This is a genomic window from Rubrivivax sp. JA1055, from assembly GCF_020966565.1.
In the GTDB taxonomy this organism is placed as follows: Bacteria; Pseudomonadota; Gammaproteobacteria; order Burkholderiales; family Burkholderiaceae_C; genus Rubrivivax; species Rubrivivax benzoatilyticus.
This window is the reverse complement of sequence record NZ_JAJKFP010000002.1, coordinates 292599-318486: the sequence shown is the minus strand read 5'-3', so window position 1 is coordinate 318486 and position 25888 is coordinate 292599. Positions and strand designations below refer to the sequence as shown.

26 protein-coding genes and 1 tRNA gene are annotated in these 25888 nt (G+C 69.6%); all 27 read right to left on the bottom strand.

Going from position 1 to position 25888, the window contains the following annotated elements:
* The 27 genes from nuoH to uvrB all read right to left on the bottom strand — a co-directional run bounded on the left by nuoH (nucleotide 1) and on the right by uvrB (nucleotide 25826).
* Nucleotides 1–1062: an NADH-quinone oxidoreductase subunit NuoH gene (gene nuoH, locus LOC65_RS04630; protein ID WP_009857754.1), complete on the bottom strand. Its 1062-nt coding sequence runs from the start codon at nucleotides 1060–1062 to the stop codon at nucleotides 1–3.
* 2 nt (nucleotides 1063–1064) lie between these two features.
* Complete coding sequence (nuoG, locus tag LOC65_RS04625; protein ID WP_009857753.1) at nucleotides 1065–3389, bottom strand: NADH-quinone oxidoreductase subunit NuoG; 2325 nt, start codon at nucleotides 3387–3389, stop codon at nucleotides 1065–1067.
* Between the two features lie 7 nt (nucleotides 3390–3396).
* Complete coding sequence (gene nuoF / locus LOC65_RS04620) at nucleotides 3397–4743, bottom strand: NADH-quinone oxidoreductase subunit NuoF (RefSeq protein WP_009857752.1); 1347 nt, start codon at nucleotides 4741–4743, stop codon at nucleotides 3397–3399.
* Complete coding sequence (nuoE, locus tag LOC65_RS04615) at nucleotides 4740–5225, bottom strand: NAD(P)H-dependent oxidoreductase subunit E (protein ID WP_009857751.1); 486 nt, start codon at nucleotides 5223–5225, stop codon at nucleotides 4740–4742. The genes nuoF and nuoE overlap by 4 nt, the downstream gene beginning before the upstream one ends.
* The gene (locus tag LOC65_RS04610) at nucleotides 5222–6475 is read right to left on the bottom strand and encodes an NADH-quinone oxidoreductase subunit D (RefSeq protein WP_009857750.1); all 1254 of its coding nucleotides are present in this window, start codon (nucleotides 6473–6475) and stop codon (nucleotides 5222–5224) included. The genes nuoE and LOC65_RS04610 overlap by 4 nt, the downstream gene beginning before the upstream one ends.
* Nucleotides 6475–7074: an NADH-quinone oxidoreductase subunit C gene (locus LOC65_RS04605; RefSeq protein WP_230246782.1), complete on the bottom strand. Its 600-nt coding sequence runs from the start codon at nucleotides 7072–7074 to the stop codon at nucleotides 6475–6477. The genes LOC65_RS04610 and LOC65_RS04605 overlap by 1 nt, the downstream gene beginning before the upstream one ends.
* Before the next feature lie 16 nt (nucleotides 7075–7090).
* Nucleotides 7091–7567, bottom strand: coding sequence for an NADH-quinone oxidoreductase subunit B family protein (locus tag LOC65_RS04600; protein ID WP_009857748.1), 477 nt, complete (start codon nucleotides 7565–7567; stop codon nucleotides 7091–7093).
* A 24-nt stretch (nucleotides 7568–7591) separates the two neighbouring features.
* Nucleotides 7592–7951 (bottom strand): NADH-quinone oxidoreductase subunit A, encoded by a 360-nt coding sequence (locus LOC65_RS04595; RefSeq protein ID WP_230246781.1) that lies wholly within the window; start codon nucleotides 7949–7951, stop codon nucleotides 7592–7594.
* Between the two features lie 173 nt (nucleotides 7952–8124).
* A tRNA-Leu gene (locus tag LOC65_RS04590) sits at nucleotides 8125–8209 on the bottom strand.
* 122 nt (nucleotides 8210–8331) lie between these two features.
* Nucleotides 8332–8715, bottom strand: coding sequence for a preprotein translocase subunit SecG (secG, locus tag LOC65_RS04585; RefSeq protein ID WP_009857746.1), 384 nt, complete (start codon nucleotides 8713–8715; stop codon nucleotides 8332–8334).
* 20 nt (nucleotides 8716–8735) lie between these two features.
* The gene (gene tpiA, locus LOC65_RS04580; protein WP_009857745.1) at nucleotides 8736–9476 is read right to left on the bottom strand and encodes a triose-phosphate isomerase; all 741 of its coding nucleotides are present in this window, start codon (nucleotides 9474–9476) and stop codon (nucleotides 8736–8738) included.
* Between the two features lie 23 nt (nucleotides 9477–9499).
* Nucleotides 9500–10486 carry an NAD(P)H-quinone oxidoreductase gene (locus LOC65_RS04575; RefSeq protein WP_230246780.1) on the bottom strand — a complete coding sequence of 329 codons (987 nt, stop codon included), beginning with the start codon at nucleotides 10484–10486 and terminating at the stop codon, nucleotides 9500–9502.
* A 9-nt stretch (nucleotides 10487–10495) separates the two neighbouring features.
* On the bottom strand, nucleotides 10496–12796 hold the full coding sequence (gene pnp / locus LOC65_RS04570; RefSeq protein ID WP_230246779.1) for a polyribonucleotide nucleotidyltransferase: 2301 nt from the start codon (nucleotides 12794–12796) through the stop codon (nucleotides 10496–10498).
* 150 nt (nucleotides 12797–12946) lie between these two features.
* Nucleotides 12947–13216, bottom strand: coding sequence for a 30S ribosomal protein S15 (gene rpsO, locus LOC65_RS04565; protein ID WP_009857742.1), 270 nt, complete (start codon nucleotides 13214–13216; stop codon nucleotides 12947–12949).
* Between the two features lie 141 nt (nucleotides 13217–13357).
* A complete protein-coding gene (locus LOC65_RS04560) occupies nucleotides 13358–14509 on the bottom strand; it encodes a pyridoxal phosphate-dependent aminotransferase (protein ID WP_230246778.1) in 1152 nt (383 codons plus the stop codon).
* 13 nt (nucleotides 14510–14522) lie between these two features.
* Nucleotides 14523–15809, bottom strand: coding sequence for a branched-chain amino acid ABC transporter substrate-binding protein (locus LOC65_RS04555; protein ID WP_164962730.1), 1287 nt, complete (start codon nucleotides 15807–15809; stop codon nucleotides 14523–14525).
* Nucleotides 15810–15896: 87 nt separating this feature from the next.
* A complete protein-coding gene (tsaD, locus tag LOC65_RS04550) occupies nucleotides 15897–16943 on the bottom strand; it encodes a tRNA (adenosine(37)-N6)-threonylcarbamoyltransferase complex transferase subunit TsaD (RefSeq protein ID WP_230246777.1) in 1047 nt (348 codons plus the stop codon).
* Between the two features lie 210 nt (nucleotides 16944–17153).
* Nucleotides 17154–17492: an ISC system 2Fe-2S type ferredoxin gene (fdx, locus tag LOC65_RS04545; protein WP_009857738.1), complete on the bottom strand. Its 339-nt coding sequence runs from the start codon at nucleotides 17490–17492 to the stop codon at nucleotides 17154–17156.
* Nucleotides 17493–17671: 179 nt separating this feature from the next.
* Entirely contained in the window at nucleotides 17672–19531 is a 1860-nt protein-coding gene (gene hscA / locus LOC65_RS04540; protein WP_230246776.1) for a Fe-S protein assembly chaperone HscA, read from the bottom strand.
* 7 nt (nucleotides 19532–19538) lie between these two features.
* Nucleotides 19539–20063: a Fe-S protein assembly co-chaperone HscB gene (hscB, locus tag LOC65_RS04535; protein ID WP_014427755.1), complete on the bottom strand. Its 525-nt coding sequence runs from the start codon at nucleotides 20061–20063 to the stop codon at nucleotides 19539–19541.
* A complete protein-coding gene (locus LOC65_RS04530) occupies nucleotides 20060–20533 on the bottom strand; it encodes a GNAT family N-acetyltransferase (protein ID WP_009857735.1) in 474 nt (157 codons plus the stop codon). The genes hscB and LOC65_RS04530 overlap by 4 nt, the downstream gene beginning before the upstream one ends.
* A 64-nt stretch (nucleotides 20534–20597) precedes the next feature.
* Nucleotides 20598–20921 (bottom strand): iron-sulfur cluster assembly protein IscA, encoded by a 324-nt coding sequence (gene iscA, locus LOC65_RS04525; RefSeq protein ID WP_009857734.1) that lies wholly within the window; start codon nucleotides 20919–20921, stop codon nucleotides 20598–20600.
* A gap of 7 nt (nucleotides 20922–20928) precedes the next feature.
* A complete protein-coding gene (iscU, locus tag LOC65_RS04520) occupies nucleotides 20929–21333 on the bottom strand; it encodes a Fe-S cluster assembly scaffold IscU (RefSeq protein WP_164962732.1) in 405 nt (134 codons plus the stop codon).
* A 24-nt stretch (nucleotides 21334–21357) separates the two neighbouring features.
* Nucleotides 21358–22572 (bottom strand): IscS subfamily cysteine desulfurase, encoded by a 1215-nt coding sequence (locus LOC65_RS04515; RefSeq protein ID WP_009857732.1) that lies wholly within the window; start codon nucleotides 22570–22572, stop codon nucleotides 21358–21360.
* A 5-nt stretch (nucleotides 22573–22577) separates the two neighbouring features.
* On the bottom strand, nucleotides 22578–23111 hold the full coding sequence (gene iscR / locus LOC65_RS04510) for a Fe-S cluster assembly transcriptional regulator IscR (RefSeq protein ID WP_009857731.1): 534 nt from the start codon (nucleotides 23109–23111) through the stop codon (nucleotides 22578–22580).
* 115 nt (nucleotides 23112–23226) lie between these two features.
* Entirely contained in the window at nucleotides 23227–23718 is a 492-nt protein-coding gene (locus tag LOC65_RS04505) for a low molecular weight protein-tyrosine-phosphatase (RefSeq protein WP_230246775.1), read from the bottom strand.
* Entirely contained in the window at nucleotides 23715–25826 is a 2112-nt protein-coding gene (uvrB, locus tag LOC65_RS04500; protein ID WP_164962734.1) for an excinuclease ABC subunit UvrB, read from the bottom strand. The genes LOC65_RS04505 and uvrB overlap by 4 nt, the downstream gene beginning before the upstream one ends.
* Between the last annotated feature and the right edge of the window lie 62 nt (nucleotides 25827–25888).

The window sequence follows — 25888 nt, the reverse complement described above, 5'->3', positions numbered from 1 at the left end:
TCACTTCCAGATGTTGAACGGCGACTGGATCCACAGGCCGATCACGACCAGCCAGACCAGGGTCACCGGAATGAAGACCTTCCAGCCCAGGCGCATGATCTGGTCGTAGCGGAAGCGCGGCAGCGTCGCGCGCACCCACAGGAACATCGTCACGACGACGAAGACCTTGGCGACCAGCCAGAACCAGCCGGGGAGGAAGTCGAGGAAGGCGAACGGGGGCAGCCAGCCGCCGAGGAACAGCACGACGGTCATCGTGCTCACCAGGATCATGTTCGCGTACTCGGCCAGGAAGAACATCGCGAACGACATCCCCGAGTACTCGATCATGTGGCCGGCGACGATCTCGGACTCGCCCTCGACGACGTCGAACGGCGCGCGGTTGGTCTCGGCCAGGCCGGCGATGAAGAAGACGAAGAAGATCGGCAGCAGCGGCAGCCAGTTCCACGACAGCAGGTTGGCGCCGTTGTCCACGCCCAGGCCGCGGCCCTGCGCGGCGACGATCTCGCCGAGGTTCAGCGTGCCCGAGACCATCACCACGACGACGAGCGCGAAACCCATCGCGATCTCGTAGCTGACCATCTGCGCCGACGCGCGCAGCGCGCCGAGGAAGGCGTACTTCGAGTTCGACGCCCAGCCGGCGATGATGACGCCGTAGACCTCGATCGAGGTGATCGCCAGCAGCAGCAGCAGGCCGGCGTTGACGTTGGCCAGCACCGTCTCCGGGCCGAACGGGATCACCGCCCAGGCCGCCAGCGCCGGCGTGATCGTCATGATCGGGCCGAGGAAGAACAGGCCCTTGCTCGCCGCGGACGGACGGATGATCTCCTTGAAGATCAGCTTGACCGCGTCGGCGATCGGCTGCAGCAGGCCGCCCGGGCCGACGCGGTTGGGGCCGAGGCGGATCTGCGTGAAGCCGATGCCCTTGCGCTCCCACAGCGTCAGGTAGGCGACGCAGCCCATCAGCGGCAGCACCAGGACGACGATCTTCAGCAGCGTCCAGACCACCAGCCAGCCGCCGGGGCCGAGCGCGGCGGTGCCGTATTGGTTCAGCGAGTCCAGCATGGTCAGGCCTTCTCCACCGTGATCGGGCCGAACATCGCGCCCAGCGCGACGGTGTCCGGGTGGCCGGCGGCCACGCGCACGGCGCCGTCGGCCAGCCAGGGCTCCTCACGCGCGGCGAGCACGGCAGCGCCCTGCCCCTGCGCGACCAGCACCTTGTCGCCCTTGGCGAGAGCGAGCTGGCGCCACAGCGACGACGGCAGGCCGACCGGCGGCACACGCGCGTCGGCGCTGCGCTGCAGCGGCGCCGAGCGGCGCACCAGCGAGTCGGTGGCGTAGATCGGCACGTCGGCGACACGCTCGAGCGCGCCGTCGCGCGCGACCGGCGAGCCGGTGGCGGCGGCCGGCGTGTTGTCCAGACGCGCGGCGATCGTGGCCGGGTCGCCCAGCGCCTCGGCGCGCACGGCCTCGGCGCTGTCGTGATCGAAGCCCGGCAGTCCGAGCAGGTTGCCGAGCACGCGCAGCACCTTCCAGGCCGGACGCGTGTCGCCCAGCGGGCGCACGACGCCCTGGAAGCTCTGCAGCCGGCCTTCGGCGTTGACGAAGCTGCCGGCGGTCTCGGTGAACGGCGCGATCGGCAGCATGACGTCGGCGACGTCGGCCATCGCGTCCTCGAACGGCGACAGCGAGACGACGAGCCCCGAGCCACCCAGCGCGGCACGCGCGGCGGCGGCGTCGGCGGCGTCAAGCACCGGCTCGAGGTTCAGCGCGATCAGCGCCTTCATCGGCTGCGACAGCATCTGGCCGGCGTTGAACCCGCCTTCGCCCGGCAGCGCGCCGACGAGCTGGGCGCCGACGGTGTTGGCCGCCTCGCCGAGGTAGCCGACGGCGGCGCCGGTGTGCTGGCCGATCCACTGCGCCAGCGCCAGCAGCGCCGAGGCCTGCGGGTGTTGCGCGGCGGCGTTGCCCAGCAGCACGGCCTTGTGTTCGCCGGCGACGAGCGCGGCGGCGACAGCCTGCGCGGCTTCGCCCGGCTGGGCCTCGACCGGCGAGGCGACGCCCTTGGCGGCGGCGACCGCGGCAGCGACTTCGGCCAGCGCGCCATGCCAGCCCGACGGCAGCGCCGCCAGGTGGCCGGCCAGCGGCATCGCCCAGTCTTCGCGCGACGCCGACAGCGAATGGACGCGTGCCCCGTGGCGCGCCGCCTGGCGGATGCGCTGCGCGAACAGCGGGTGGTCCTTGCGCAGGAAGGAGCCGACGACGAACACCGTGTCCAGCGTCGTCAGCGCGGCGATCGGCAGGCCCAGCCAGCGCGCGTGGCCGGCCGGCGCGACGTTGGCGAAGTCGGCGTGGCGAGTGCGGAAGTCGACGCTCTGGCTGCCCAGGCCGCGCACGAGCTTGGCCAGCAGGTGCAGTTCCTCGACGGTGGAGTGCGCGCTGCCGAGCGCGCCGACGCCTTGCGGGCCGAACTCGGCGATGACGCGCTTCAGGCCGTCGGCGACGTAGCCCAGCGCGGTGTTCCAGTCCACGGCCTGCCACTGGCCGCCCTGCTTGATCATCGGCCGGGTCAGGCGCGACGGGCTGTTCAGCGCGTCGTAGCTGAAGCGGTCACGGTCGGCGATCCAGCACTCGTTGACGTCCTCGTTCTCGAACGGGACGACGCGCAGCACCTTGTTGGCCTTGACCTGGACGATCAGGTTGGCGCCGGTGCTGTCGTGCGGGCTGACGCTCTTGCGGCGCGACAGCTCCCAGGTCCGGGCCTGGTAGCGGAAGGGCTTGCTGGTGATCGCGCCGACCGGGCAGAGGTCGATCATGTTGCCCGAGAGCTCGCTGTCGACGGTGTTGCCCAGCATCGTCGTGATCTCGCTGTGCTCGCCGCGGTGGACCATGCCGAGCTCCATGACCCCGGCGATCTCCTGGCCGAAGCGCACGCAGCGCGTGCAGTGGATGCAGCGCGACATCTCCTCCATCGACAGCAGCGGGCCGACGTCCTTGTGGAAGACGACGCGCTTCTCCTCGCTGTAGCGCGAGGCGAAGCCGCCGTAGCCCATCGACAGGTCCTGCAGCTGGCACTCGCCGCCCTGGTCGCAGATCGGGCAGTCCAGCGGGTGGTTGATCAGCAGGAACTCCATCACGCCCTTCTGGGCGCGGACGGCCTTCTCGCTGTTGGTGCGCACCACCATGCCCTGCGTGACCGGGGTCGCGCAGGCCGGCATCGGCTTCGGGGCCTTCTCGATCTCGACCAGGCACATGCGGCAGTTGGCCGCGATCGAGAGCTTCTTGTGGTAGCAGAAGTGGGGAACGTAGGTGCCGGCCGCGTCGGCGGCATGCATGACCATGCTGCCTTCGGCGACCTGGACCTTTTTCCCGTCGAGTTCGAGTTCGATCATGCGAGCCCTAGGCGTGCTGGGAGACCATGCAGGTCTTGTGTTCGACGTGCCAGGCGAATTCGTCGCGGAAGTGCTTCAGCATGCCCTGCACGGGCATGGCAGCCGCGTCACCGAGGGCGCAGATCGTGCGGCCCTTGATGTTGTCCGCGACGGAGTCGAGCAGCGCCAGGTCCTCGGCGCGCCCCTTCCCGGTCTCGATGCGTTCCACCAGGCGCCACAGCCAGCCGGTGCCCTCGCGGCACGGCGTGCACTGGCCGCAGCTCTCGTGCTGGTAGAAGTAGGACAGGCGCATCAGGCTCCTGACCATGCAGCGCTTGTCGTTCATGACGATGACGGCGCCCGAGCCCAGCATCGAGCCGGCCTTGGCGATGGCGTCGTAGTCCATCGTCAGGTCCATCATCACCCGGGCCGGCAGCACCGGGGCCGACGAGCCGCCGGGGATCACCGCCTTCAGCGCCCCGCCCTTCACGCCGCCGGCCATCTCCAGCAGCGTGGCGAAGGGCGTGCCCATCGGGATCTCGAAGTTGCCCGGGCGCTCGACGTCGCCGACCACCGAGAAGATCTTCGTGCCGCCGTTGTTCGGCTTGCCGACCTCGAGGTAGGCCTGGCCGCCGTGGTTGATGATCCACGGCACCGCGGCGAAGGTCTCGGTGTTGTTGATCGTCGTCGGCTTGCCGTACAGGCCGAAGCTCGCCGGGAACGGCGGCTTGAAGCGCGGCTGGCCCTTCTTGCCTTCGAGCGACTCGAGCAGCGCCGTCTCCTCGCCGCAGATGTAGGCGCCGAAGCCGTGGAAGGCGTGCAGCTGGAAGCTGTGCTGCGAGCCGAGGATGTTGTCGCCGAGGAAACCGGCGGCACGCGCCTCGTCCAGCGCCTCCTCGAAGCGCTGGTAGACCTCGAAGATCTCGCCGTGGATGTAGTTGTAGCCCGTGCGGATGCCCATCGCGTAGGCCGCGATGCACATGCCTTCGATGACGATGTGCGGGTTGTACGAGAGGATGTCGCGGTCCTTGCAGGTGCCGGGCTCGCCCTCGTCGGAGTTGCACACCAGGTACTTCGGCCCGGGGAACTGGCGCGGCATGAAGCTCCACTTCAGCCCCGTCGGGAAGCCCGCGCCGCCGCGGCCGCGCAGTGCCGACAGCTTGACCTCGGCGATGACCTGGTCCGGCGTCATGCCCGGGCCGCCGTCGGCGCCCAGGATCTTCTTCAGCGCCGAGTAGCCGCCGCGCGCGACGTAGTCGGCCAGGCGCCAGTTGCGGCCGTCGAGGCCGGCGTAGATCTGCGGCTGCAGGTGCCGGCCGTGGAAGCAGGTCTCGACACCGCGGGTCTTGAACTTGGACAGGTCGACCATGCTCATCCTTCCTTGCGCAGCGTCTCGATCAGCTCGTCGAGGCGCTCGTCGCTCATGAAGCTCAGCATCTCGCGGTCGTTGACGAGCATCACCGGCGCGTCGGCGCAGGCGCCCAGGCACTCGCTGGGCTGGACGGTGAACAGGCCGTCCTCGGTCGTGCCGTAGGGCTCGACGCCGAGCTTCTTGCAGACGTGGTCCAGCGCATGCTCGCCGTGGCGCAGCTGGCACGGCAGGTTGGTGCAGACGTTGAGCTTGTACTTGCCCACGCGCCGCTGGTTGTACATGTTGTAGAAGGTCGTGACCTCGTGGACCGCGATCGCCGGCATGCCCAGGTAGGCGGCGATCGCCTCCTCGGCTTCCTGCGACACGTGGCCCTGCTCGTGCTGGACGATCGCCAGACAGGCCATCACGGCCGACTGCTTCTGGTCGGCGGGGAACTTGGCCACTTCGCGCGCGAAGCGCGCCAGCGTGGCTTCGGAGAAATTCATCGATCGACCTCGCCGAACACGATGTCCATGGTGCCGATGATCGCGACCGCGTCGGCGAGCATGTGGCCGCGCGCGAGCTCGTCGAGCGCGGCCAGATGCACGAAACCCGGCGGACGGATCTTCATGCGGTAGGGCTTGTTCGCCCCGTCGCTGATCAGGTAGATGCCGAACTCGCCCTTGGGGTGCTCGACGGTGGCATAGGCCTCGCCCTCGGGGACGTGCATGCCTTCGCTGAAGAGCTTGAAGTGGTGGATCAGCTCTTCCATGTTGGCCTTCATGTCCACGCGGGCCGGCGGCGCGACCTTGTGGTTGTCGGTGATGACCGGGCCGGGGTTCGCGCGCAGCCAGTCCACGCACTGCTGCACGATGCGGTTGGACTGGCGCATCTCCTCCATGCGGACGAGATAGCGGTCGTAGGTGTCGCCCTTCACGCCGACCGGGATGTCGAAGTCGACGCGGTCGTAGGCGTCGTAGGGCTGCTGCTTGCGCAGGTCCCAGGCGATGCCCGAGCCGCGCAGCATCGGGCCGGAGAAGCCCAGGTTCAGCGCGCGCTCGGGGGTGACGACCCCGATGCCGACGGTGCGCTGCTTCCAGATGCGGTTGTCGGTGAGCAGCGTCTCGTAGTCGTCGACGCGGCTGGGGAAACGCTTGACGAAGTCCTCGATGAAGTCGAGCAGCGAGCCCTGGCGGTTGGCGTTGAGCTCCTTGAGCGCGCGCTCGTTGCGGATCTTGCTGAACGTGTACTGCGGCATCGCGTCCGGCAGGTCGCGGTAGACGCCGCCCGGACGGAAGTAGGCCGCGTGCATGCGTGCGCCCGACACCGCCTCGTACATGTCGAAGATGTCCTCGCGCTCGCGGAAGGCGTAGAGGAAGACGTTCATCGCGCCGCAGTCCATGGCGTGCGTGCCCAGCCACAGCAGGTGGTTGAGCAGGCGCGTGAGTTCGGCGTACATCGTGCGGATGTACTTGGCGCGCAGCGGCACCTCGATGCCCAGCAGCTTCTCGACCGCCAGGCAGTAGGCCTGCTCGTTGACCATCATCGACACGTAGTCGAGACGGTCCATGTACGGCAGGTTCTGCAGGTAGGTCTTGGTCTCGGCGAGCTTCTCGGTGGCGCGGTGCAGCAGGCCGATGTGCGGGTCGGCGCGCTGGATGACCTCGCCGTCGAGCTCGAGCACGAGGCGCAGCACCCCGTGCGCGGCCGGGTGCTGCGGGCCGAAGTTCAGCGTGTAGTTCTTGATCTCGGCCATCAGTGCAGCCCGCCGTAGTTGTCCTCGCGCACGACGCGCGGAATGATCTCGCGCGGCTCGATCGTCACCGGCTGGTAGATCACGCGCTTCTTCTCGGGGTCGTAGCGCATCTCGACGTTGCCGGTGGTCGGGAAGTCCTTGCGCATCGGGTGACCGATGAAGCCGTAGTCGGTGAGGATGCGGCGCAGGTCGAGGTGGCCCTCGAAGACGATGCCGTAGAGGTCGAAGGCCTCGCGCTCGAACCAGTTGGCCGAGCCCCAGATGTCGTTGACCGAAGCCACCACGGGCAGGTCGTCGTCGGGGCAGAAGACCTTCAGGCGCAGGCGCCAGTTGTGCGTCACCGACAGCAGGTGCGAGACGACGCAGAAGCGCGGGCCGTCCCAGGGCTGGTTGCGGTAGTCCGAGTAGTCGACGCCGCAGAGGTCGACGAGCTGCTCGAAGCGCAGTTCGGGCATGTCGCGCAGCGTGCGCGCGACGTCCAGGTAGTCGGCGGCGCCGACGGTGATGGTGATCTCGCCGAGCGCGCGCACGGACGTGCGGATCTTGCCGGCCAGCGCGCTTTCGAGGGCGCTCTGCAGGAGGTCGAGTCGGATGCTCATCGTGCGGATCGCGCGGTCAGCGCGCGATGGTGTTTTCGCGTCGGATCTTGCTCTGCAGCTGCATGATCCCGTACAGCAGCGCCTCGGCCGTCGGCGGGCAGCCCGGCACGTAGACATCCACCGGAACGATGCGGTCGCAGCCGCGCACGACGGAGTAGCTGTAGTGGTAGTAGCCGCCGCCGTTGGCACAGGAGCCCATGCTCAGCACCCAGCGCGGCTCGGCCATCTGGTCGTAGACCTTGCGCAGCGCCGGCGCCATCTTGTTGCACAGCGTGCCGGCGACGATCATCAGGTCGCTCTGCCGCGGACTGGGCCGGAACAGCATGCCGAAGCGGTCCATGTCGTATCGCGCGGCGCCGGCGTGCATCATCTCGATGGCGCAGCAGGCGAGGCCGAAGGTCATCGGCCACAGCGATCCGGTCTTGGACCAGTTGATCAGCTTGTCCACCGAGGTGGTGACGAAGCCTTCCTTGATGACGCCTTCGATTCCCATAGCGTGTCTCCCAGCCGGCCGGGTTCAGTCCCAGTCCAGCGCGCCTTTCTTCCACTCGTAGACGAAGCCGACGACGAGGATGCCGAGGAACAGCATCATCGCCCAGAACCCGGTCGCGCCGATGTCGTGCAGGGCGACGGCCCAGGGGAAGAGGAAAGCGATCTCGAGATCGAAGAGGATGAAGAGGATGGCGACGAGGTAGTAGCGCACGTCGAACTTCATGTGTGCGTCCTCGAAGGCCTCGAACCCGCATTCGTACGGGCTGTTCTTCTCGACGTCCGGCCGGTTGGGGCCGAAGATGAAGCCGAGGACCTGTGGCGCGACGCCGACGGCAAGGCCGACGAGCACGAACAGGATGACGGGGAGGTAGGCCTGGATGTCCATGTTTCTTTGATCCTAGTCAGAGTCCCGTCAGGTTCTGTCAGGTCGAAAAAAAACGCGCCTCGAACAGCCTACACGACTGCCCGACGGGCGCGCTTCTCGCCCGTTCGGATTGCTCCTCGGGGCGGCGTTGCCGGATGCTTGGACCACCTCCGGACAACACGTCACTCGGTCTTTGGTGCCGACGGCGAGACTCGAACTCGCACAGCTTTCGCCACTACCCCCTCAAGATAGCGTGTCTACCAATTTCACCACGTCGGCAAGACGTCAAACTCTGGCGCTTACTGTCTGGTTGGCATGAGGGTCGCTCACCAGACAAAGACGCATTCTATATCGATTCGCGGTTTCTTTCTCGTAAAGCCTTACAGACGATTCAGTCGCGCTCAATTCGCACCGGTCGCGCCGGAGGCCGGCGCCGCCGGGGTCAGCGCACCCGGAATCGCACCGGTGGCCGGCGCGCTGGGTTCGGCCGGGGCCGTGGGCGCCGCGCGGTCGAGAACGCTGCCGCGCTCCTGGGACGGGCCTCGCACGCTGTTGGACATGAAGGCCAGTGCCAGCGTGCAGCAGAAGAAGAGCGTCGCGCAGGCCGCCGTCGAGCGCGACAGGAAGTTCGCGCTGCCGGTGGCGCCGAACAGGCTGCCCGAGGAGCCGCCACCGAACGAGGCGCCCATGTCGGCGCCCTTGCCGTGCTGGATCAGCACGAGGCCGATCATCGCCAGGGCCGACAGGATCTGCAGGACGAGGATGAGGTTCATCCAGATGTGCATGGGAAAACTCCGGGAAATACTCAGGCCGCGGCGCGGCAGATCGCGATGAAGTCGGCGGCCTTCAGCGAGGCACCGCCGATCAGCCCGCCGTCGATGTCGGGTTGCGCGAACAGCGTCGCGGCGTTGTCCGCCTTGACGCTGCCGCCGTAGAGGATGCGCATCGTCTGGCCGCGGCCGGTGGCGGCCTGCAGCTGCGCACGCAGCACCGCGTGCACCGCCTGCGCCTGCTCGGGCGTCGCGGTGCGGCCGGTGCCGATGGCCCAGACGGGCTCGTAGGCAACGACGATCTCGCTGGCGCAGTGCGTCAGCTGGTGGATCACCGCCGAGAGCTGGCGCTTGACGACAGCCTCGGTCTCGCCGGCGTCACGCTGCTCCAGCGTCTCGCCGACACAGACGATCGGCGTGACGCCGCGCGCCAGCGCCGCCTGCGCCTTGCGCGCGACGACGGCGTCGCTCTCGGCGTGGTAGGCGCGGCGCTCCGAGTGGCCGACGATGGCGTAGCGGCAGCCGCATTCGGCCAGCATCGCCGCCGACACCTCGCCGGTGTAGGCGCCCTGCTCGTGCTCGGAGACGTCCTGCGCGCCCCAGCGCAGGTCCGTGCCGGCCAGCGTCGCCGCGGTTTCGGACAGGAACACGTGGGGCACGCAGACCGCCACGTCAGCGGCGTAAGGGCGGCCGGCCATCAGCGCGGCCAGCAGCTCGGCGTTCGCCGGGCGGCTGCCATGCATCTTCCAGTTGCCCACCACGAGCTTGCGTCGCATCTTGGGAGTCCTCGAGAAGGGGTTCACCAGCTCAGCACGATCTTGCCGACGTGCGAACCGGATTCCATCAGCGCGTGCGCCGCGGCCGCCTCGGCCGCCGGAAACACGCGATGCACGACCGGCTTGACGGCGCCGGTCTCCAGCAAGGGCCAGACCTGCTCGCGTAGCGCGCGTGCCAGGCCGGCCTTGTAGCCGACGCTGCGCGCACGCAGCGTCGAGCCGGTGATCGTGATGCGCTTGCGCAGCACCTGGCCGGCGTCGAAAGCGCTGGCCGTGCCGCCCAGGACCGCGATGATCGCCAGGCGGCCGTCGACCGCCAGGCACTCGACCTCGCGCGCGACGTAGTCGCCGGCGACCATGTCGAGCACGACGTCGACGCCGCGGCCATCGGTCAGGCGATTGGCTTCGGCGGCGAAGTCCTGCGTGCGGTAGTTGATCGCGTGGTCGGCACCGATCGCCCGCGCGGCGGCGCACTTGTCGTCGCTGCCGGCGGTGACGATCACCTGCGCGCCGAAGGCCTTGGCGAGCTGGATCGCGGTGACGCCGATGCCGCTCGTGCCGCCTTGCACCAGCAGCGTCTCGCCACGCGCCAGGCGCGACAGGGCGAACACGTTCTGCCAGACGGTGAAGAAGGTCTCGGGCAGGCTCGCCGCCTCGACCATCGTCAGCCCGCGCGGCACCGGCAGGCACTGCGCCGCCGGAGCGGCGCACTGCTCGGCATAACCGCCGCCGGCGACCAGCGCACAGACCGCGTCGCCGATCGCCAGCCCCGCGGCCGCGAGATCCTCGGGCGCACCGTCGAGCACCGTCCCGGCGACCTCCAGACCGGGAAGGTCGGAAGCGCCCGGCGGCGGCGGGTAGTGGCCGCGGCGCTGCAGCACGTCCGGGCGGTTGACGCCCGAAGCCTGCACCGCGATCAGCAGCTCGCCGGCCGCCGGCACCGGCGCCGGGCGCTGCACGATCTGCAGCACCTCGGGCCGGCCGAAACGGCTGATCTCGACAGCACGCATCGCTGCGGCTTACTCCTGGCCGGGCGCGCGCTCGGCGCCCTGCTCCGGAGCCGGCGCCTCGGCGGCCGGCGCGTCGGCGGCCGGAGCCGCCTCGGCCCGCGGCTCGCGCGGTTCACGCGGCTCGCGGGGTTCACGCTCGCGGCGCGGACCACGATCGCCACGGTCACCCCGCTCGCTGCGCTCGCGGCGCGGGCGCTCTTCCTCGACGTAGCCTTCCGGCTTGTCGAGCAGCGCCTTCATGCTGAGCTTGATGCGGCCCTTCTCGTCGGTCTCGAGCACCTTGACCTTGATGACCTGGCCTTCTTCGAGGAAGTCGGTGACCTTCTCGACACGCTGGTGGGCGATCTGGCTGATGTGCAGCAGGCCGTCCTTGCCCGGCAGGATGTTGACCAGGGCGCCGAAGTCCAGGATCTTGGTGATCGGGCCTTCGTAGACCTTGCCGATCTCGGCCTCGGCCGTGATCTCCTCGATGCGCTTCTGCGCGAAGGCGGCCTTGTCAGCGTCGGTGCTGGCGATCGTGATCGTGCCGTCTTCGCCGATGTCGATCGTGCAGCCGGTCTCGTCGGTCAGCGCCCGGATCGTCGCGCCACCCTTGCCGATGACGTCGCGGATCTTCTCCGGGTTGATCTTCATCGTGTACAGGCGCGGGGCGAACTGGCTCACCTCGGCCTTGGCGCCGCCGACGGCCTCGACCATCTTGCCCAGGATGTGCAGACGCGCTTCCTTGGCCTGCGCCAGGGCGACCTGCATGATCTCCTTGGTGATGCCCTGGATCTTGATGTCCATCTGCAGCGCCGTGATGCCGCTGGCGGTGCCGGCCACCTTGAAGTCCATGTCGCCGAGGTGATCCTCGTCACCGAGGATGTCGGTCAGCACGGCAAAGCGGTTGCCTTCCTTGATCAGGCCCATCGCGATGCCGGCGACGTGCGCCTTCAGCGGCACGCCGGCGTCCAGCAGCGACAGGCAGCCGCCGCAGACCGAGGCCATCGACGACGAACCGTTGGACTCGGTGATCTCCGAGACCACGCGCATCGTGTACGGGAACTCGTCCTTGTTCGGCAGCACGGCGACCAGCGCGCGCTTGGCCAGGCGGCCGTGGCCGATCTCGCGGCGCTTGGGGCTGCCCACGCGACCCGTCTCGCCGGTGGCGAACGGGGGCATGTTGTAGTGCAGCATGAAGCGGTCCTCGAACTCGCCGGCCAGCGCGTCGATGCGCTGCGCGTCGCGTTCGGTGCCCAGCGTCGCGGCGACCAGCGCCTGCGTCTCGCCACGCGTGAACAGCGCCGAGCCGTGGGTGCGCGGCAACACGCTGGAGCGGATCTCGATCGGGCGCACGGTGCGCGTGTCGCGGCCGTCGATGCGCGGCTCGCCGGCCAGGATCTGGCCGCGCACGATGCGCGCCTCGATCTCGAACAGCAGGTTGTCGACGGCGACCGGGTCGAAGGCGACGCCCTCTTCCTTCAGCGCGGCCTGCACGCTGGCGCCGACGGCACGCGTGGCCTGGGTGCGGGCCTGCTTGCTGCGGATCTGGTAGGCGGCGCGCAGCGGCTCCTCGGCCAGCGCGGTGACCTTGGCGATGAAGGCCTCGTCCTTGGCCGGCGGCTGCCAGTCCCAGGCCGGCTTGCCGGCTTCGCGCACCAGCTCGTTGATCGCGGCGATCGCGATCTTGCCCTGGTCGTGGCCGAAGACGACGGCGCCGAGCATCACTTCCTCGGACAGGCCGGTGGCCTCGGACTCGACCATCAGCACGGCGGCTTCGGTGCCGGCGACGACGAGGTCCATCTGGCTGTCGACCAGCTGGGCGGCGCTCGGGTTGAGCACGTACTCGCCGTTGACGTAGCCGACGCGCGCGGCGCCGATCGGGCCGTTGAACGGGATGCCGCTGATCGACAGCGCGGCGCTGGTCGCGATCATCGCCGGGATGTCGGCCTGGACCTCGGGGTTCAGGCTCAGCACGTGGATGACGACCTGGACTTCGTTGTAGAAGCCTTCGGGGAACAGCGGACGGATCGGGCGGTCGATCAGGCGCGAGGTCAGCGTCTCGAGTTCGCTCGGGCGGCCTTCACGCTTGAAGAAGCTGCCGGGGATCTTGCCGGCGGCGTAGGTCTTCTCGATGTAGTCGACGGTCAGCGGGAAGAAGTCCTGGCCGGCCTTGGCGTCGGACTTGGCGACCACGGTGGCCAGCACGACGGTGTCGTCGACGCTGACGACGACGGCGCCGGTGGACTGGCGGGCGATCTCGCCCGTTTCCATCGTGACCTGGTGCGAGCCCCATTGGAAGCTCTTCGTGACCTTGTTGAACATGCTCATGGGCATTGCCTTTCGGTGTTGGGCCGGCGCGATGCCATTCCAGTGAAACCCTGTTCGAGGCGTCGTTGGAATGACACGGCTGCGTCCGTGCCCGGTTGGAGAAACCTGGGAAGACGGGGCCGCCGCGGCGCGGCGCCCCCGATCCGATTCTTACTTGCGAAGGCCCAGCTTGGCGATCAGCGCGGTGTAGCGATCGGGCGCACGGTCCTTCAGGTAGGCCAGCAGGCGCTTGCGCTGGTTGACCATCTTCAGCAGGCCGCGGCGGCCGTGGTGGTCCTTCAGGTGCTGCTTGAAGTGCGGGGTCAGCTCGTTGATGCGAGCGGTCAGCAGCGCGACCTGGACTTCGGGGGAGCCGGTGTCGTTGGCGCCACGGGCGTTGGCCGCGACGATCTCGGCCTTCTTCGCGATATCGAGGGACATGGGCGTTTCCTCTTGACGAGTGGAGACCGCCCAGGCCGTTGGCGCTGGCTGCGGTTTCCGTGTTGCGGACTTGCGGATCACCAGTGAAACCGACCGGTGCCGTGCGTGGATCCCGCCGGCCGAAACCAGCGGAACACGCGATTATAGACGGATCGCGGCCGCCAGCCGTTCCAGACCCGCATCCAGCCGTGCCGGGTCCTTGGACGCGAAGCACCAGCGCAACCAGCCCTCGCCTTCCGGGCCGAAGGCCGCGCCCGGCGCCAGACCCAGGCCGTGGTCGCGCACCAGCGCCTTGGCGAAGGCCAGCGAGTCGTCGCGGCCCTCGACGCGGAAGAAGGCGTACATGCCGCCCGGCGGCGAAGCCACCGTGACGCCGGGCAGCGCCTGCAGCCCGGCGACGAGCCGGTCGCGGCAGCCGCGCAGGCGCCCGACGAGCCCGGGCACGAAGCTCTCGGCGATGCCCAGCGCCGCCAGGCCGCCGCGCTGCACGAAGACCGGCGCGCAGGAGCTGTTGAACTCCAGCAGCTTGCCGATGCCGTCGTGGTGGCCGGCCGGCAGCACCAGCCAGCCCAGGCGCCAGCCGGTCATCAGGAAGCTCTTGCTGAAGCTGTGCACGACGACCAGCCGGTCGCCGTCGCCAGCGATGTCCAGGAAGCTCGGTGCCGCCCGGGCGCCACCGTCGAAGACCAGGCGCTCGTAGACCTCGTCGGCGACGATCCAGGTGCCCGTCCTGCGGCAGTGCTCGAGGATCGCCTGCTGCTCGGCGCGTGTCAGCGTCCAGCCGGTCGGGTTGTTCGGCGCGTTGACCAGCAGCACGCGGCTGCGTTCGGTGACACGCGCCAGCAGCTCGTCCAGGTCCAGCGCCCAGCGCCCGCCCTGCGGCCGCAGCGGCACGCGGGTGACGGTGGCGCCCAGGATCTCCGGCTGCGCCGTCAGGTTGGGCCAGACCGGCACGACGGCGACGACCTCGTCGCCGGCACCGACCAGCAGCTGCATCGCCAGCATCAGCGCGTTGACGCCCGAGGACGTGACGGCGATGCGGCCGGCGTCGACCGGGCCGTGCAGCGCGCTGGCGTAGGCGGCGATCGCCTCGCGCAGCTCGGGCAGGCCGAGGTTGTGCGAATAGAAGGTCTCGCCGGCTTCGAGCGAGCGTGCCGCGGCCCGCCGCACCGGTTCGGGCGTGACCTCGTCGCTTTCGCCGAACCAGAAGGCGAGCACATCGTCGCGGCCCAGGCCGGCGTTGGCGACTTCGCGGATCTTGGAAGCCGGCAGGGTCTGGATGGTGTCGCGCATCGGGGTCTCGGCGTCAGCGGGGGCGGTTCATGCGGCAGGTGCTGGGCTGGGCGACAGCTGCGGCGTCCAGGCGGCGCAGCGTCCTGAAGCCGTAGCCCGAGCCTTCGACGTCGTGCGGCACGTCGCGCGTGCCGGCGCGTTCCATCACGCTGACGACCAGCGGCTGCTGCAGCTGGTGGTCCTCGGCGCGCATCGTCGCGCGGTGCAGGCCGCCGAGCGTGGCGCCGTCGTAGCTCAGGCCTTCGAGCGCACGCGCCACCGCGGCGGCCTCGGTGCCGCGTGCACGTTCGATCGCCGCGGCCAGCATCTCGACGAGCACCTGCATGCGCGCGTGCACGTAGTCCTCGCGCGGGTCCGGGAAACGTTTGCGGAACGCGGCATAGAAGGCCTCGGCCGGCGCGCCGCCGACGTTGGGGTGCCACTCGGCCACCGCCAGCACCGAACCGATGCCGGCGTCGCCCACCGCGGCCGGCGCGCCGAGCGCGTTGCCGTAGAAGGTGTAGAGCTTGGCGTCGCTGCCCACCTCGCGCAGCGCGCGCACCAGCAGCGTCAGGTCGTTGCCCCAGTTGCCGGTCAGCACCGCCTGCGCGCCGCTGGTCTTGATTTTCGTGGCGTAGGGGATGAAGTCCTTCACCCGGCCCATCGGGTGCAGCTCGTCGCCGACGATCTCGATGTCGGGGCGTTTGGCGGCGATCATCTCGCGCGCCTTGCGGTTGACGTGCTGGCCGAAGCTGTAGTCCTGGCCGATCAGGTAGACCTTCTTCACGGCGCGGTCGCCCTGCAGCACGTCGGTCAGTGCCGCCAGCCGCATGTCGGCGTGGGCGTCGAAGCGGAAGTGCCAGAAGCTGCAGCGTTCGTTGGTCAGCGCCGGGTCGACGGCCGAGTAGTTGAGGAAGATCGCGCGCCGGTCGGGCTCGCGTGCGTTGTGCTTGTCCAGCGCGTCGATCAGCGCCGCCGCGGTGGCCGAGCTGTTGCCCTGCAGCACGAAGGCGATGCGCTGGTCCAGCGCCGCGCGCAGCAGCGACAGCGCCTCCTCGGTCGAACCCTTGCTGTCCAGGCGCACCAGCTCCAGCGGCCGCGCGCCGCCGGGCAGGCGCACGCCGCCCCGTGCGTTGACACGTTCGACGGCCCACTGGATGTTGCGTGCGACGGCGTCACCGGCGTTGGCGAAGGCGCCCGAGAGGCCCTCGATCAGCGCGATCTTGATCGGCGCGGCCTGGGGTTGCGCGTGCAGCGGGGCGGCCAGGCCGGCGGCGGCGAGCGCGAGCCAGGCGCGGCGCGTCAGGGAGGAGGGGTTCATCGCGGAGACGTTCGGCTGGCGGCGGGCGCGGCGCGCCCGCCCGGAGACCGTCGCGCGCGGGCGGCGCGCCGGGGCGGAAGCGGGATTCTAGGAGGCCGCTGCCGAGAGCTCGTCCAGCGGCCAGCGCGGCCGCACGTCGAAGGCGCCGTCGGTGCTGCCCTGCGCCAGACCGCGCTCCAGCCGCATCGCCGCGGCCATCGCGATCATCGCGCCGTTGTCGGTGCACAGCGCCAGCGGCGGGTAGAAGACACGCGCGCCGAGCTTCTTCGCGCCGGCGTCCAGCGTCTCGCGCAGCCGGCGGTTGGCGCCGACGCCGCCGGCGACGACGAGGCGCTTCGTGCCGCTGGCCTTCAGCGCACGCAGCGCCTTGGCCGACAGCACGTCGACGATCGCCGCCTGCGTCGACGCCGCCAGATCGGCACGCGACTGCTCGCAGACGTTAGGGCCCAGCTTGCGCTGCTGCGTCATCACCGCGGTCTTGAGGCCGGCGAACGAGAAGTCGAGGTCGCCGCTGTGCAGCAGCGGCCGCGGCAGCGCGAAAGCCGTGGCGTCACCGAACTCGGCCAGCCGCGACAGCGCCGGCCCGCCGGGGTAGCCCAGACCGAGCAGCTTGGCGCTCTTGTCGAAGGCTTCGCCGGCGGCATCGTCGATGGTCTCGCCGAGCAGCTCGTACGAGCCGACGGCGTCGACGCGCATCAGCTGCGTGTGGCCACCCGACACGAGCAGCGCGACGAAGGGGAACTCGGGCGCCGGGTCGGCGAGGAAAGGCGACAGCAGGTGGCCTTCGAGATGGTGCACGCCGAAGGTCGGCCGGCCGAGCGCGGCGCCGAGCGCGACGGCGACGCCGGCGCCGACCAGCAGCGCGCCGGCCAGCCCCGGGCCGCGCGTGTAGGCGACGAGGTCGACCTCGGCGAGCGTGCGCCCCGATTCGGCGAGCACTTGGCGCGCCAGCGGCAGCACGCGGCGGATGTGGTCACGCGAGGCCAGTTCGGGCACGACGCCGCCGTACTCGGCGTGCATCTCGGCCTGGCTGTGCAGCGCTTCGCCGAGCAGGCGCGGCGCGGCGCCGGGCCGGGTCTCGACCAGCGCGACGCCGGTCTCGTCGCAGGAAGACTCGAATCCGAGAACGATCATGGCGGGCAGTGTCGAGGCGCTGGTGCGCGCCTCCCGATGTGCTGGCACGGTGCTTGCGTGAGATGAAGCGACACCTCCGTCGGGTGTCTGTCTATCTCCTCAGCAGGGCAACAGGCCCTTTATACCCACCTCTCCGGCTCGCGCCGGGGAGGTTTTTTTTTTCGTTTGGCGGCAAGACCCTGGCACCGACGCGGGGCGCGGTGCTCCGGCTCAGTGCTTCTCGCGCGCGTGGTTGATCGAGTAGCGCGGGATCTCGACCGTCACGTCCTGGTTCGACAGGATGGCCTGGCAGCTCAGCCGCGAGGTCGGCTGCAGCCCCCAGGCGCGGTCGAGCAGGTCTTCCTCGGTCTCGTCGAGTTCGCCCAGCGACGCGAAGCCCTCCTTCACGACGACGTGGCAGGTGGTGCAGGCGCAGCTCATCTCGCAGGCGTGCTCGATCTCGACGCCGTTGTCCAGCAGCGCCTCGCAGATCGAGGTGCCGGCCGGCGCCTCGACGGTCTTGCCTTCGGGGCAGTACTCGGGGTGGGGAAGGATGCGGATGACGGGCATGTCAGTGGTCCAGCGCGAATGGAAGTCGCCGCTGCAAGGAGCGGGCAAAGGACACCCCACGGGGACAGGCTGCCGCAGGCGGCCAGGGGGAGCGGCGATGGCAAACGGGCCGAACCCGATCCGGGTCTCCCGGTCGGGTTCGGAGCCCCCTCGGGGGGCGGCCGCCAGACGGCCGGGGGTCAAACATCTTCGACGCGGCGGCCGGACAAGGCTTGCCGGATGCCTTGGTTCATGCGCGCGGCGGCGAAGGCTTCGGTGCCGTCGGCCAGCGCCTTGACGGCAGCTTCGATCGCCGCGGCGTCGCTGCCGGCGGCGATCGCCAGCGTGTCGGCGATCAGCGTGTCGATCTCGGCACGCTCCTCGGGCGACAGCAGCGCGCCGTCGGCGTCGAGCGCGGCACGCGTGGCCAGCACCATGCGTTCGGCTTCGACCTGGGCCTCGCGCAGCGCGCGTGCGGCCATGTCGTCGGCGGCGTGCGTGAAACCTTCCTGCAGCATGCGCGCGATCTGGCCGTCGTCCAGGCCGTAGCTGGGCTTGACGACGACGCTGGCCTCGACGCCCGAGCCCTGCTCGCGCGCCGAGACGCTGAGCAGGCCGTCGGCGTCGACCTGGAAGGTGACGCGGATGCGCGCCGCGCCGGCGGCCATCGGCGGGATGCCACGCAGCTCGAAACGCGCCAGCGAGCGGCACTCGGAGACGAGGTCGCGTTCGCCCTGGACGACGTGGATCGCCATCGCCGTCTGGCCGTCCTTGAAGGTCGTGAAGTCCTGCGCCTTGGCCACCGGGATCGTCGTGTTGCGCTCGACGATGCGCTCGACCAGGCCGCCCATCGTCTCCAGCCCCAGCGACAGCGCGATCACGTCGAGCAGCAGCAGCTCGCCGTCGCCGGCATTGCCGGCCAGCGCGTTGGCCTGCACCGCCGCGCCCAGCGCGACGACCTCGTCGGGGTTCAGGTTGGTCAACACCTCGCGGCCGAAGAGTTCGCCGACCGCGGTGCGCACCAGCGGCATGCGCGTCGCGCCGCCGACCATCACCACGCCCTGCACCTCCTCGCGCGTGACGCGGGCGTCGCGCAGCACCTTGCGCACCAGCGCCAGCGTGCGCTCGACCAGCGGCCGCGCCAGCGTCTCGAGCTGGCTGCGCGTCAGTTCGACGGCGTGTTCGGCGCCGCCGATGGTGGCGCGCCAGGTGGCGCTCTCGGCGGCGCTCAACGCCTCCTTGGCGGCACGCGCGGCGACCAGCGCGGCGCGTTTGTCCTGCGGCGACACCGCCGCGACACCGGCCTGCGCCAGCGCCCAGTCGGCCAGCGCGTGGTCGACGTCGTCGCCGCCCAGCGCCGCGTCGCCGCCGGTGGCGACGACCTCGAAGACGCCGCGGTTCAGGCGCAGCAGCGACAGGTCGAAGGTGCCGCCGCCCAGGTCGTAGACGGCGTACAGGCCTTCGCTCCCCTGGTCCAGGCCGTAGGCGACGGCAGCCGCGGTCGGCTCGCTGATCAGGCGCAGCACGTTCAAGCCGGCGAGTTGCGCTGCAGCCTTGGTCGCCTGGCGCTGGGCGTCGTCGAAATAGGCCGGCACGGTGATGACGGCGCCGAAGATCTCGTCGTCGAACGAGTCCTCGGCACGCTGGCGCAGCGCCGCCAGGATCTCGGCCGAGACCTCGACCGGCGTCTTCTCGCCGTCACGCGTGGCGATGGCCACCATGCCCGGCGTGTCGACGAAGCGGTACGGCAGCTTGCCCGCCGTGCCCTGCAGGTCGGCCAGGCGGCGGCCCATCAGGCGCTTGGCCGAGACGACGGTGTTCTCGGGGTCCTCGGCGGCCGCGGCCAGCGCGTCCCAGCCGATGCGGCGACCGCCGCCGTCCAGGTAACGCACCGCCGACGGCAGCAGCACGCGGCCCTGGTCGTCGGGCAGGCACTCGGGCACGCCATGGCGCAGCGAGGCGACGAGCGAATGCGTCGTGCCCAGGTCGATGCCGACGGCGATTCGCCGCTGGTGCGGGTCGGGCGTCGCGCCCGGTTCGGAGATCTGCAGCAGCGCCATCGGCTCTTCAGCGGGTCGGGTCCAGGGCGTCGAGGCGGCGCTCGATGTCCTGGCGGAAACGGTTCACGAACATCAGCGCACGCACGTCGGCGGCAGCCGCGGCGGCGTCATCCTCGGTGTCGAGGCGGCGCTCGACGTCGGCCAGCAGCGCCCGTTCGGCGGCGGCGACCTCGGCGTCCAGCGCCTCGACGGCGGCCAGGTCGGCGGCTTCTTCCAGCGCTTCGCGCCACTGCATCTGCTGCATCAGGAACGAGGTCGGCATCGCCGTGTTGCGTTCGGCGTCGACGGCGGCGCCACGCAGCTCGCAGAGGTAGGCGGCGCGCGCCAGCGGGTCCTTCAGGCGCTGGTAGGCCTCGTTGACACGCACCGCCCACTGCATCGCCACGCGCTGCGCGGCGGCGCCCTGGGCGGCAAAGCGGTCGGGGTGCACCTCGCCCTGCAGCCGGCGCCAGGCGGCGTCGAGCGCGGCGCGGTCGACGGCATGGCGGCGCGGCAGGCCCAGCAGCGTGAAATCGTCGTCGTCGAGCTTCATAGCGCCTTGGCGTAGAAGGCCGAGAGGCCGTTGTCGGGGTAGCCGGCGAAAGCGCCGCGGCGCACGTAGCCGCAGCGCTCGTAAAGACGAATCGCCTCGTGCTGGTCGACGCCGGTCTCCAGCAGCGCCCAGCGGTAGCTCTCGGTGCGCAGCCGGTCTTCCAGCGAGTTCAGCAGCTTCTCGGCGATGCGCTGGCCGCGTTCGGCCGGCGGCACGAACATGCGCTTGATCTCGCCATAGGGCTCGCCCGCGGTGGCCGTCTCGCCGGGCATGCGGCGGAAGGCGCCGATGCCGACCAGCCGGCCGGCGCGGCGCGCGACCTGGAAGTACACGTCCGGCGCCAGCAGCGCCTGCACGTCGAGGATGTGGTTGGCCTCCGGCGGGTACAGCGACGCGAGATAGGCGTCGAGCTGCTCGAGCAGCGCGGCGACCTCGGGCTGGTCGGGGCGTTCGGGGCGGATGGTCAGCATCGCGTGCAAGGCAAAGCGCGGCCACGAGGGCCGCGCCGGACTCGGGGCAACCCGGTATTGTCGGTCAGACGCGGAAGGACTCGCCGCAGCCGCAACGGTCGCGTTCGCGAGGGTTGTGGAACTTGAAGCCTTCGTTGAGGCCTTCGCGCACGAAGTCCAGCTGCGTGCCGTCCAGGTAGGGCAGGCTCTTCGGGTCGACGAGCACCTTGACGCCGTGGTCCTCGAAGACGATGTCCTCGGCGCCCACCTCGTCGGCGTACTCCAGCTTGTAGGCCAGGCCCGAGCAGCCCGTCGTCTTGACGCCCAGGCGCACGCCGACGCCCTTGCCGCGGCGGCCGAGATAACGCGTGACGTGGCGGGCCGCCGCTTCGGTCAGAGTGATCGACATGATCCCCTTACGGCTGCGTCGCCACGGCTTCGCCGTGTTTGGCCTTGTAGTCCTGGACCGCGGCCTTGATCGCGTCCTCGGCGAGGATCGAGCAGTGGATCTTCACCGGCGGCAGCGCCAGTTCCTCGGCGATGTCGGTGTTCTTGATCTCCAGCGCCTGGTCCAGCGTCTTGCCCTTGACCCATTCGGTGACCAGCGAGCTCGACGCGATCGCCGAGCCGCAGCCGTAGGTCTTGAAACGCGCGTCCTCGATCAGCCCGGTGCTCGGGTCGACCTTGATCTGCAGCTTCATCACGTCGCCGCAGGCCGGGGCGCCGACCATGCCGGTGCCCACCGTCTCGTCACCCTTCTCGAAGCCACCCACGTTGCGCGGGTTCTCGTAGTGGTCGACGACCTTGTCGCTGTAGGCCATGTGAGTTCTCCTGGTTCTATCCGTTCAGTGCGCAGACCACTGGATCGTGCTCAGGTCGACGCCGTCCTTGTACATGTCCCAGAGGGGCGACAGCTCGCGCAGCTTGGCGACGCGGTCCTTCAGCGTCGCCACCGCGTAGTCGATCTCCGCTTCGGTCGTGAAGCGGCCGATCGTCATGCGCAGGCTGGAGTGCGCCAGCTCGTCGCTGCGGCCCAGCGCACGCAGCACGTAGCTGGGCTCCAGGCTGGCCGAGGTGCAGGCCGAGCCCGAGGACACCGCGATGCCCTTGATGCCCATGATCAGCGACTCGCCCTCGACGAAGTTGAAGCTGGCGTTGACGTTGTGCGGCACGCGGCGCTCGAGGTCGCCGTTGATGAAGACCTGCTCGATGTCGGCGATGCCGTCGAGCAGGCGCTTCTGCAGCATGCGGATGCGCTCGCTCTCGGTGCCCATCTCGGCCTCGGCGATCGCGAAGGCCTCGCCCATGCCGACGATCTGGTGCGTGGGCAGCGTGCCCGAGCGCATGCCGCGCTCGTGACCGCCGCCGTGCATCTGGGCTTCCAGCCGCACGCGCGGCTTGCGGCGCACGTACAGCGCGCCGATGCCCTTCGGGCCGTAGCTCTTGTGCGAGGCCAGGCTCATCAGGTCGACCGGCAGCGTGCCGAGGTCGATCGCCACCTTGCCGGTGGCCTGCGCGGCGTCGACGTGGAAGATGATGCCGCGCTCGCGGCAGAGGCGGCCGATCTCCGGGATGTCCTGGATCACGCCGATCTCGTTGTTCACGAACATCACCGACACGAGGATCGTGTCCGGGCGCAGCGCCGCCTTGAAGCGCTCCAGGTCGAGCAGGCCATCCTCCTGGACGTCGAGGTAGGTGACCTCGAAACCCTGGCGCTCCAGCTCGCGCATCGTGTCGAGCACCGCCTTGTGCTCGGTCTTCACGGTGATCAGGTGCTTGCCGCGCGAGGCGTAGAAGTGCGCCGCGCCCTTGATCGCGAGGTTGTTGCTCTCGGTGGCACCCGAGGTCCAGACGATCTCGCGCGGGTCGGCCTTGATCAGCGAAGCGACCTGCGCACGCGCCTTCTCCACCGCCTCTTCCGCTTCCCAGCCCCAGGCATGACTGCGAGACGCCGGGTTGCCGAAGTGCTCGCGCAGCCACGGGATCATCACGTCGACGACGCGCGGGTCCACCGGCGTCGTCGCGCCGTAATCCATGTAGATCGGGAAATGCGGGGTCATGTCGCTTACTTGGTGAAGGAACTGCCGAACGCGAAGACCGAGTTCGGCGCGGTGACCTTGATCGGCTTGACGACCGGCTGCGAGGAGATCGCGCGCTTGATCGGCGCTTCCTCGACCGAGACGCCCTTGGCGATCTGCTCGTCGACGAGCTTCTTCAGCGAGATCGAGTCGAGGTACTCGATCATCTTGTTGTTCAGGCTCGCCCAGAGGTCGTGCGTCATGCAGCGGCCGCCGTCGTCGCCGTGGCAGTTTTCCTTGCCGCCGCAGCCGGTGGCGTCGATCGGCTCGTCGACAGCGACGATGATGTCGGCGACGGTGATCTCGTCGGCGCCACGGCCCAGCGAATAACCGCCGCCCGGGCCGCGCGTGCTCTCGACCAGTTCATGGCGGCGCAGCTTGCCGAACAGCTGCTCCAGGTAGGACAGCGAAATCTGCTGCCGCTGGCTGATGGCCGCCAGCGCCACCGGGCCGCTGTGCGAGCGCAGCGCGAGGTCGATCATCGCGGTGACGGCGAAGCGGCCTTTGGTGGTCAGTCTCATGGATGTCTCCTTACGAAGGCGTCGGCGATCGCGGGTTTCCCCGTAGAGCGATCCCGACTAGATTGCTCAAGTATAGCTGAGACCAACCAATTTGGTCAAGCTTGGGGCGGCGCCGTCACGTGGACTGCGCGCGCAGCAGGCGGGCGACGATCCCGTCGCACGCGTCCTCGACCAGATCGAGAACACGTTCGAAACCCGCTGCCGACCCGTAATACGGGTCCGGCACCTCGCGCACGACTGCATGCTGCAGTGCGTGCTCCATGAGCAACCCGAGGTCGGCGCGGGCGTCGTCGGGTGCGATCTGCCTCAGCCGGGCCAGGTTGTCCTCGTCCATCGCGAGGATCCAGTCGAAGCGCGAGAAGTCCTCGCGCTCGACCTTCCGGGCCCGCAGCCGGGCGAGATCGTAACCCCGCGCAGCCGCGTGGCGCACGGCGCGTGGATCCGGCGCCTCGCCGGCGTGATAACCGTGGGTGCCGGCCGAGTCGACTCGCAGCCGCTTCGCGAGCCCGGCGGCATCGAGCTTGGCACGCAGCACGCCCTCGGCAGTCGGCGAACGGCAGATGTTGCCCATGCAGACCAACAAGATGCTGTTCGGCGCCGGGGTCATCGAGCGCCTCCGCGCGCGGCGTCAAGCGGAACCACGTTGACATCGTGGCCGTCGGCGCCGAAGGCCTGCTCGCGCAGCAGCGCGAGCTGGTCGCGCACCCGCGCCGCCTTCTCGAACTCGAGGTTGCGCGCGTGTTCGAGCATCTGCTTCTCCAGCGCCTTGATGCGCTTGCCCAGGTCCTTCTCGGACATCGCCTCGACCTCGGCGGCCGCCTGCGCCGACTGCAACTCGTCCTTGGCGGTCTTGTCGCTGACGACGCCGTCGATCAGGTCGCGGATCCTCTTGTTGACCGTGCGCGGCACGATGCCCATCGCCTCGTTGTGCGCGATCTGCTTGGCGCGCCGCCGCTCGGTCTCGTCGATGGCGCGGCGCATCGAGTCGGTGATCTTGTCGGCGTAGAGGATGGCCTTGCCGCGCGCGTTGCGCGCCGCGCGGCCGATGGTCTGGATCAGACTGCGCTCGGCACGCAAAAAACCTTCCTTGTCGGCGTCGAGGATGGCCACCAGGCTCACCTCGGGCAGGTCCAGGCCTTCGCGCAGCAGGTTGATGCCGACGAGCACGTCGAACAGGCCCAGGCGCAGGTCGCGCAGGATCTCCACGCGCTCGACGGTGTCGATGTCGCTGTGCAGGTAGCGCACCTTGACGCCGTTGTCCGACAGGTAGTCGGTCAGCTGCTCGGCCATGCGCTTGGTCAGCGTCGTGATCAGCACACGCTCGTTGACGTCGACCCGCTCGCGGATCTCCTGCAGCACGTCGTCGACCTGGGTCGAGGCCGGACGCACCTCGACCTCGGGGTCGACGAGGCCGGTCGGACGCACGACCTGCTCGACGACCTGGCCGGAATGCGTCTTCTCGTAGTCGGCCGGCGTCGCGGTGACGAACACCGCCTGGCGCATGCGGCGCTCGAACTCCTCGAAGCGCAGCGGGCGGTTGTCCAGCGCGCTGGGCAGGCGGAAGCCGTACTCGACCAGCGTCGTCTTGCGCGCGCGGTCGCCGTTGTACATGCCGCCGAACTGGCCGATCAGCACGTGGCTCTCGTCGAGGAACATGATCGCGTCGCGCGGCAGGTAGTCGACCAGCGTCGACGGCGGCTCGCCCGGCGCGGCGCCCGACAGGTGGCGGGTGTAGTTCTCGATGCCCTTGCAGTGGCCGACCTCCTGCAGCATCTCGACGTCGAAGCGCGTGCGCTGCTCGACACGCTGGGCCTCGACGAGCTTGCCGTTCTTGACGAAGAAGTCGACACGCTCGCGCAGCTCGGCCTTGATGCCGTCGACGGCGCGGAGCACCTGCTCGCGCGGCGTCACGTAGTGGCTGGACGGGTAGATGACGAACCGCGGCACCTTCTGGCGCACGCGGCCGGTCAGCGGGTCCAGCAGCGCCAGCGACTCGATCTCGTCGTCGAAGAGCTCGATGCGCAGCGCCAGCTCGCTGTGTTCGGCCGGGAAGACGTCGATCGTGTCGCCGCGCACGCGGAAGCTGCCGCGGCCGAAGTCGATCTCGTTGCGCGTGTACTGCATGGCCACCAGCCGGGCGATGACGTCGCGCTGGCCCATCTTGTCGCCGACGCGCACGATGAGCCGCATCTGCGTGTAGTCCTCGGGCTTGCCGATGCCGTAGATCGCGCTGACGGTGGCGACGATGACGACGTCGCGGCGCTCGAGGATGCTCTTCGTGGCCGACAGCCGCATCTGCTCGATGTGCTCGTTGATCGCGCTGTCCTTCTCGATGAACAGGTCGCGCTGCGGCACGTAGGCCTCGGGCTGGTAGTAGTCGTAGTAGCTGACGAAGTACTCGACGGCGTTCTTCGGGAAGAACTCGCGGAACTCGCTGTACAGCTGCGCGGCCAGCGTCTTGTTCGGCGCGAAGACGATCGCCGGCCGGCCCAGCCGGGCGATGACGTTGGCCATCGTGAAGGTCTTGCCCGAGCCGGTGACGCCCAGCAGCGTCTGGTAGCTCAGGCCGTCGTGCACGCCTTCGACGAGCTGGTTGATCGCGGTCGGCTGGTCACCGGCCGGCGGATACGGCTGGAAGAGCTGGAACGGGGAATCGGCAAACGTGACGAACTCGCCCCGGGCGGGCTCCGTCGCGACGTCGGTGTCTTCGGTCATCGGGGAAACCTGGTGGCGGACATCTAGAATTCGAGGGCAACCGCAGAGGGTAACGCAGCCGC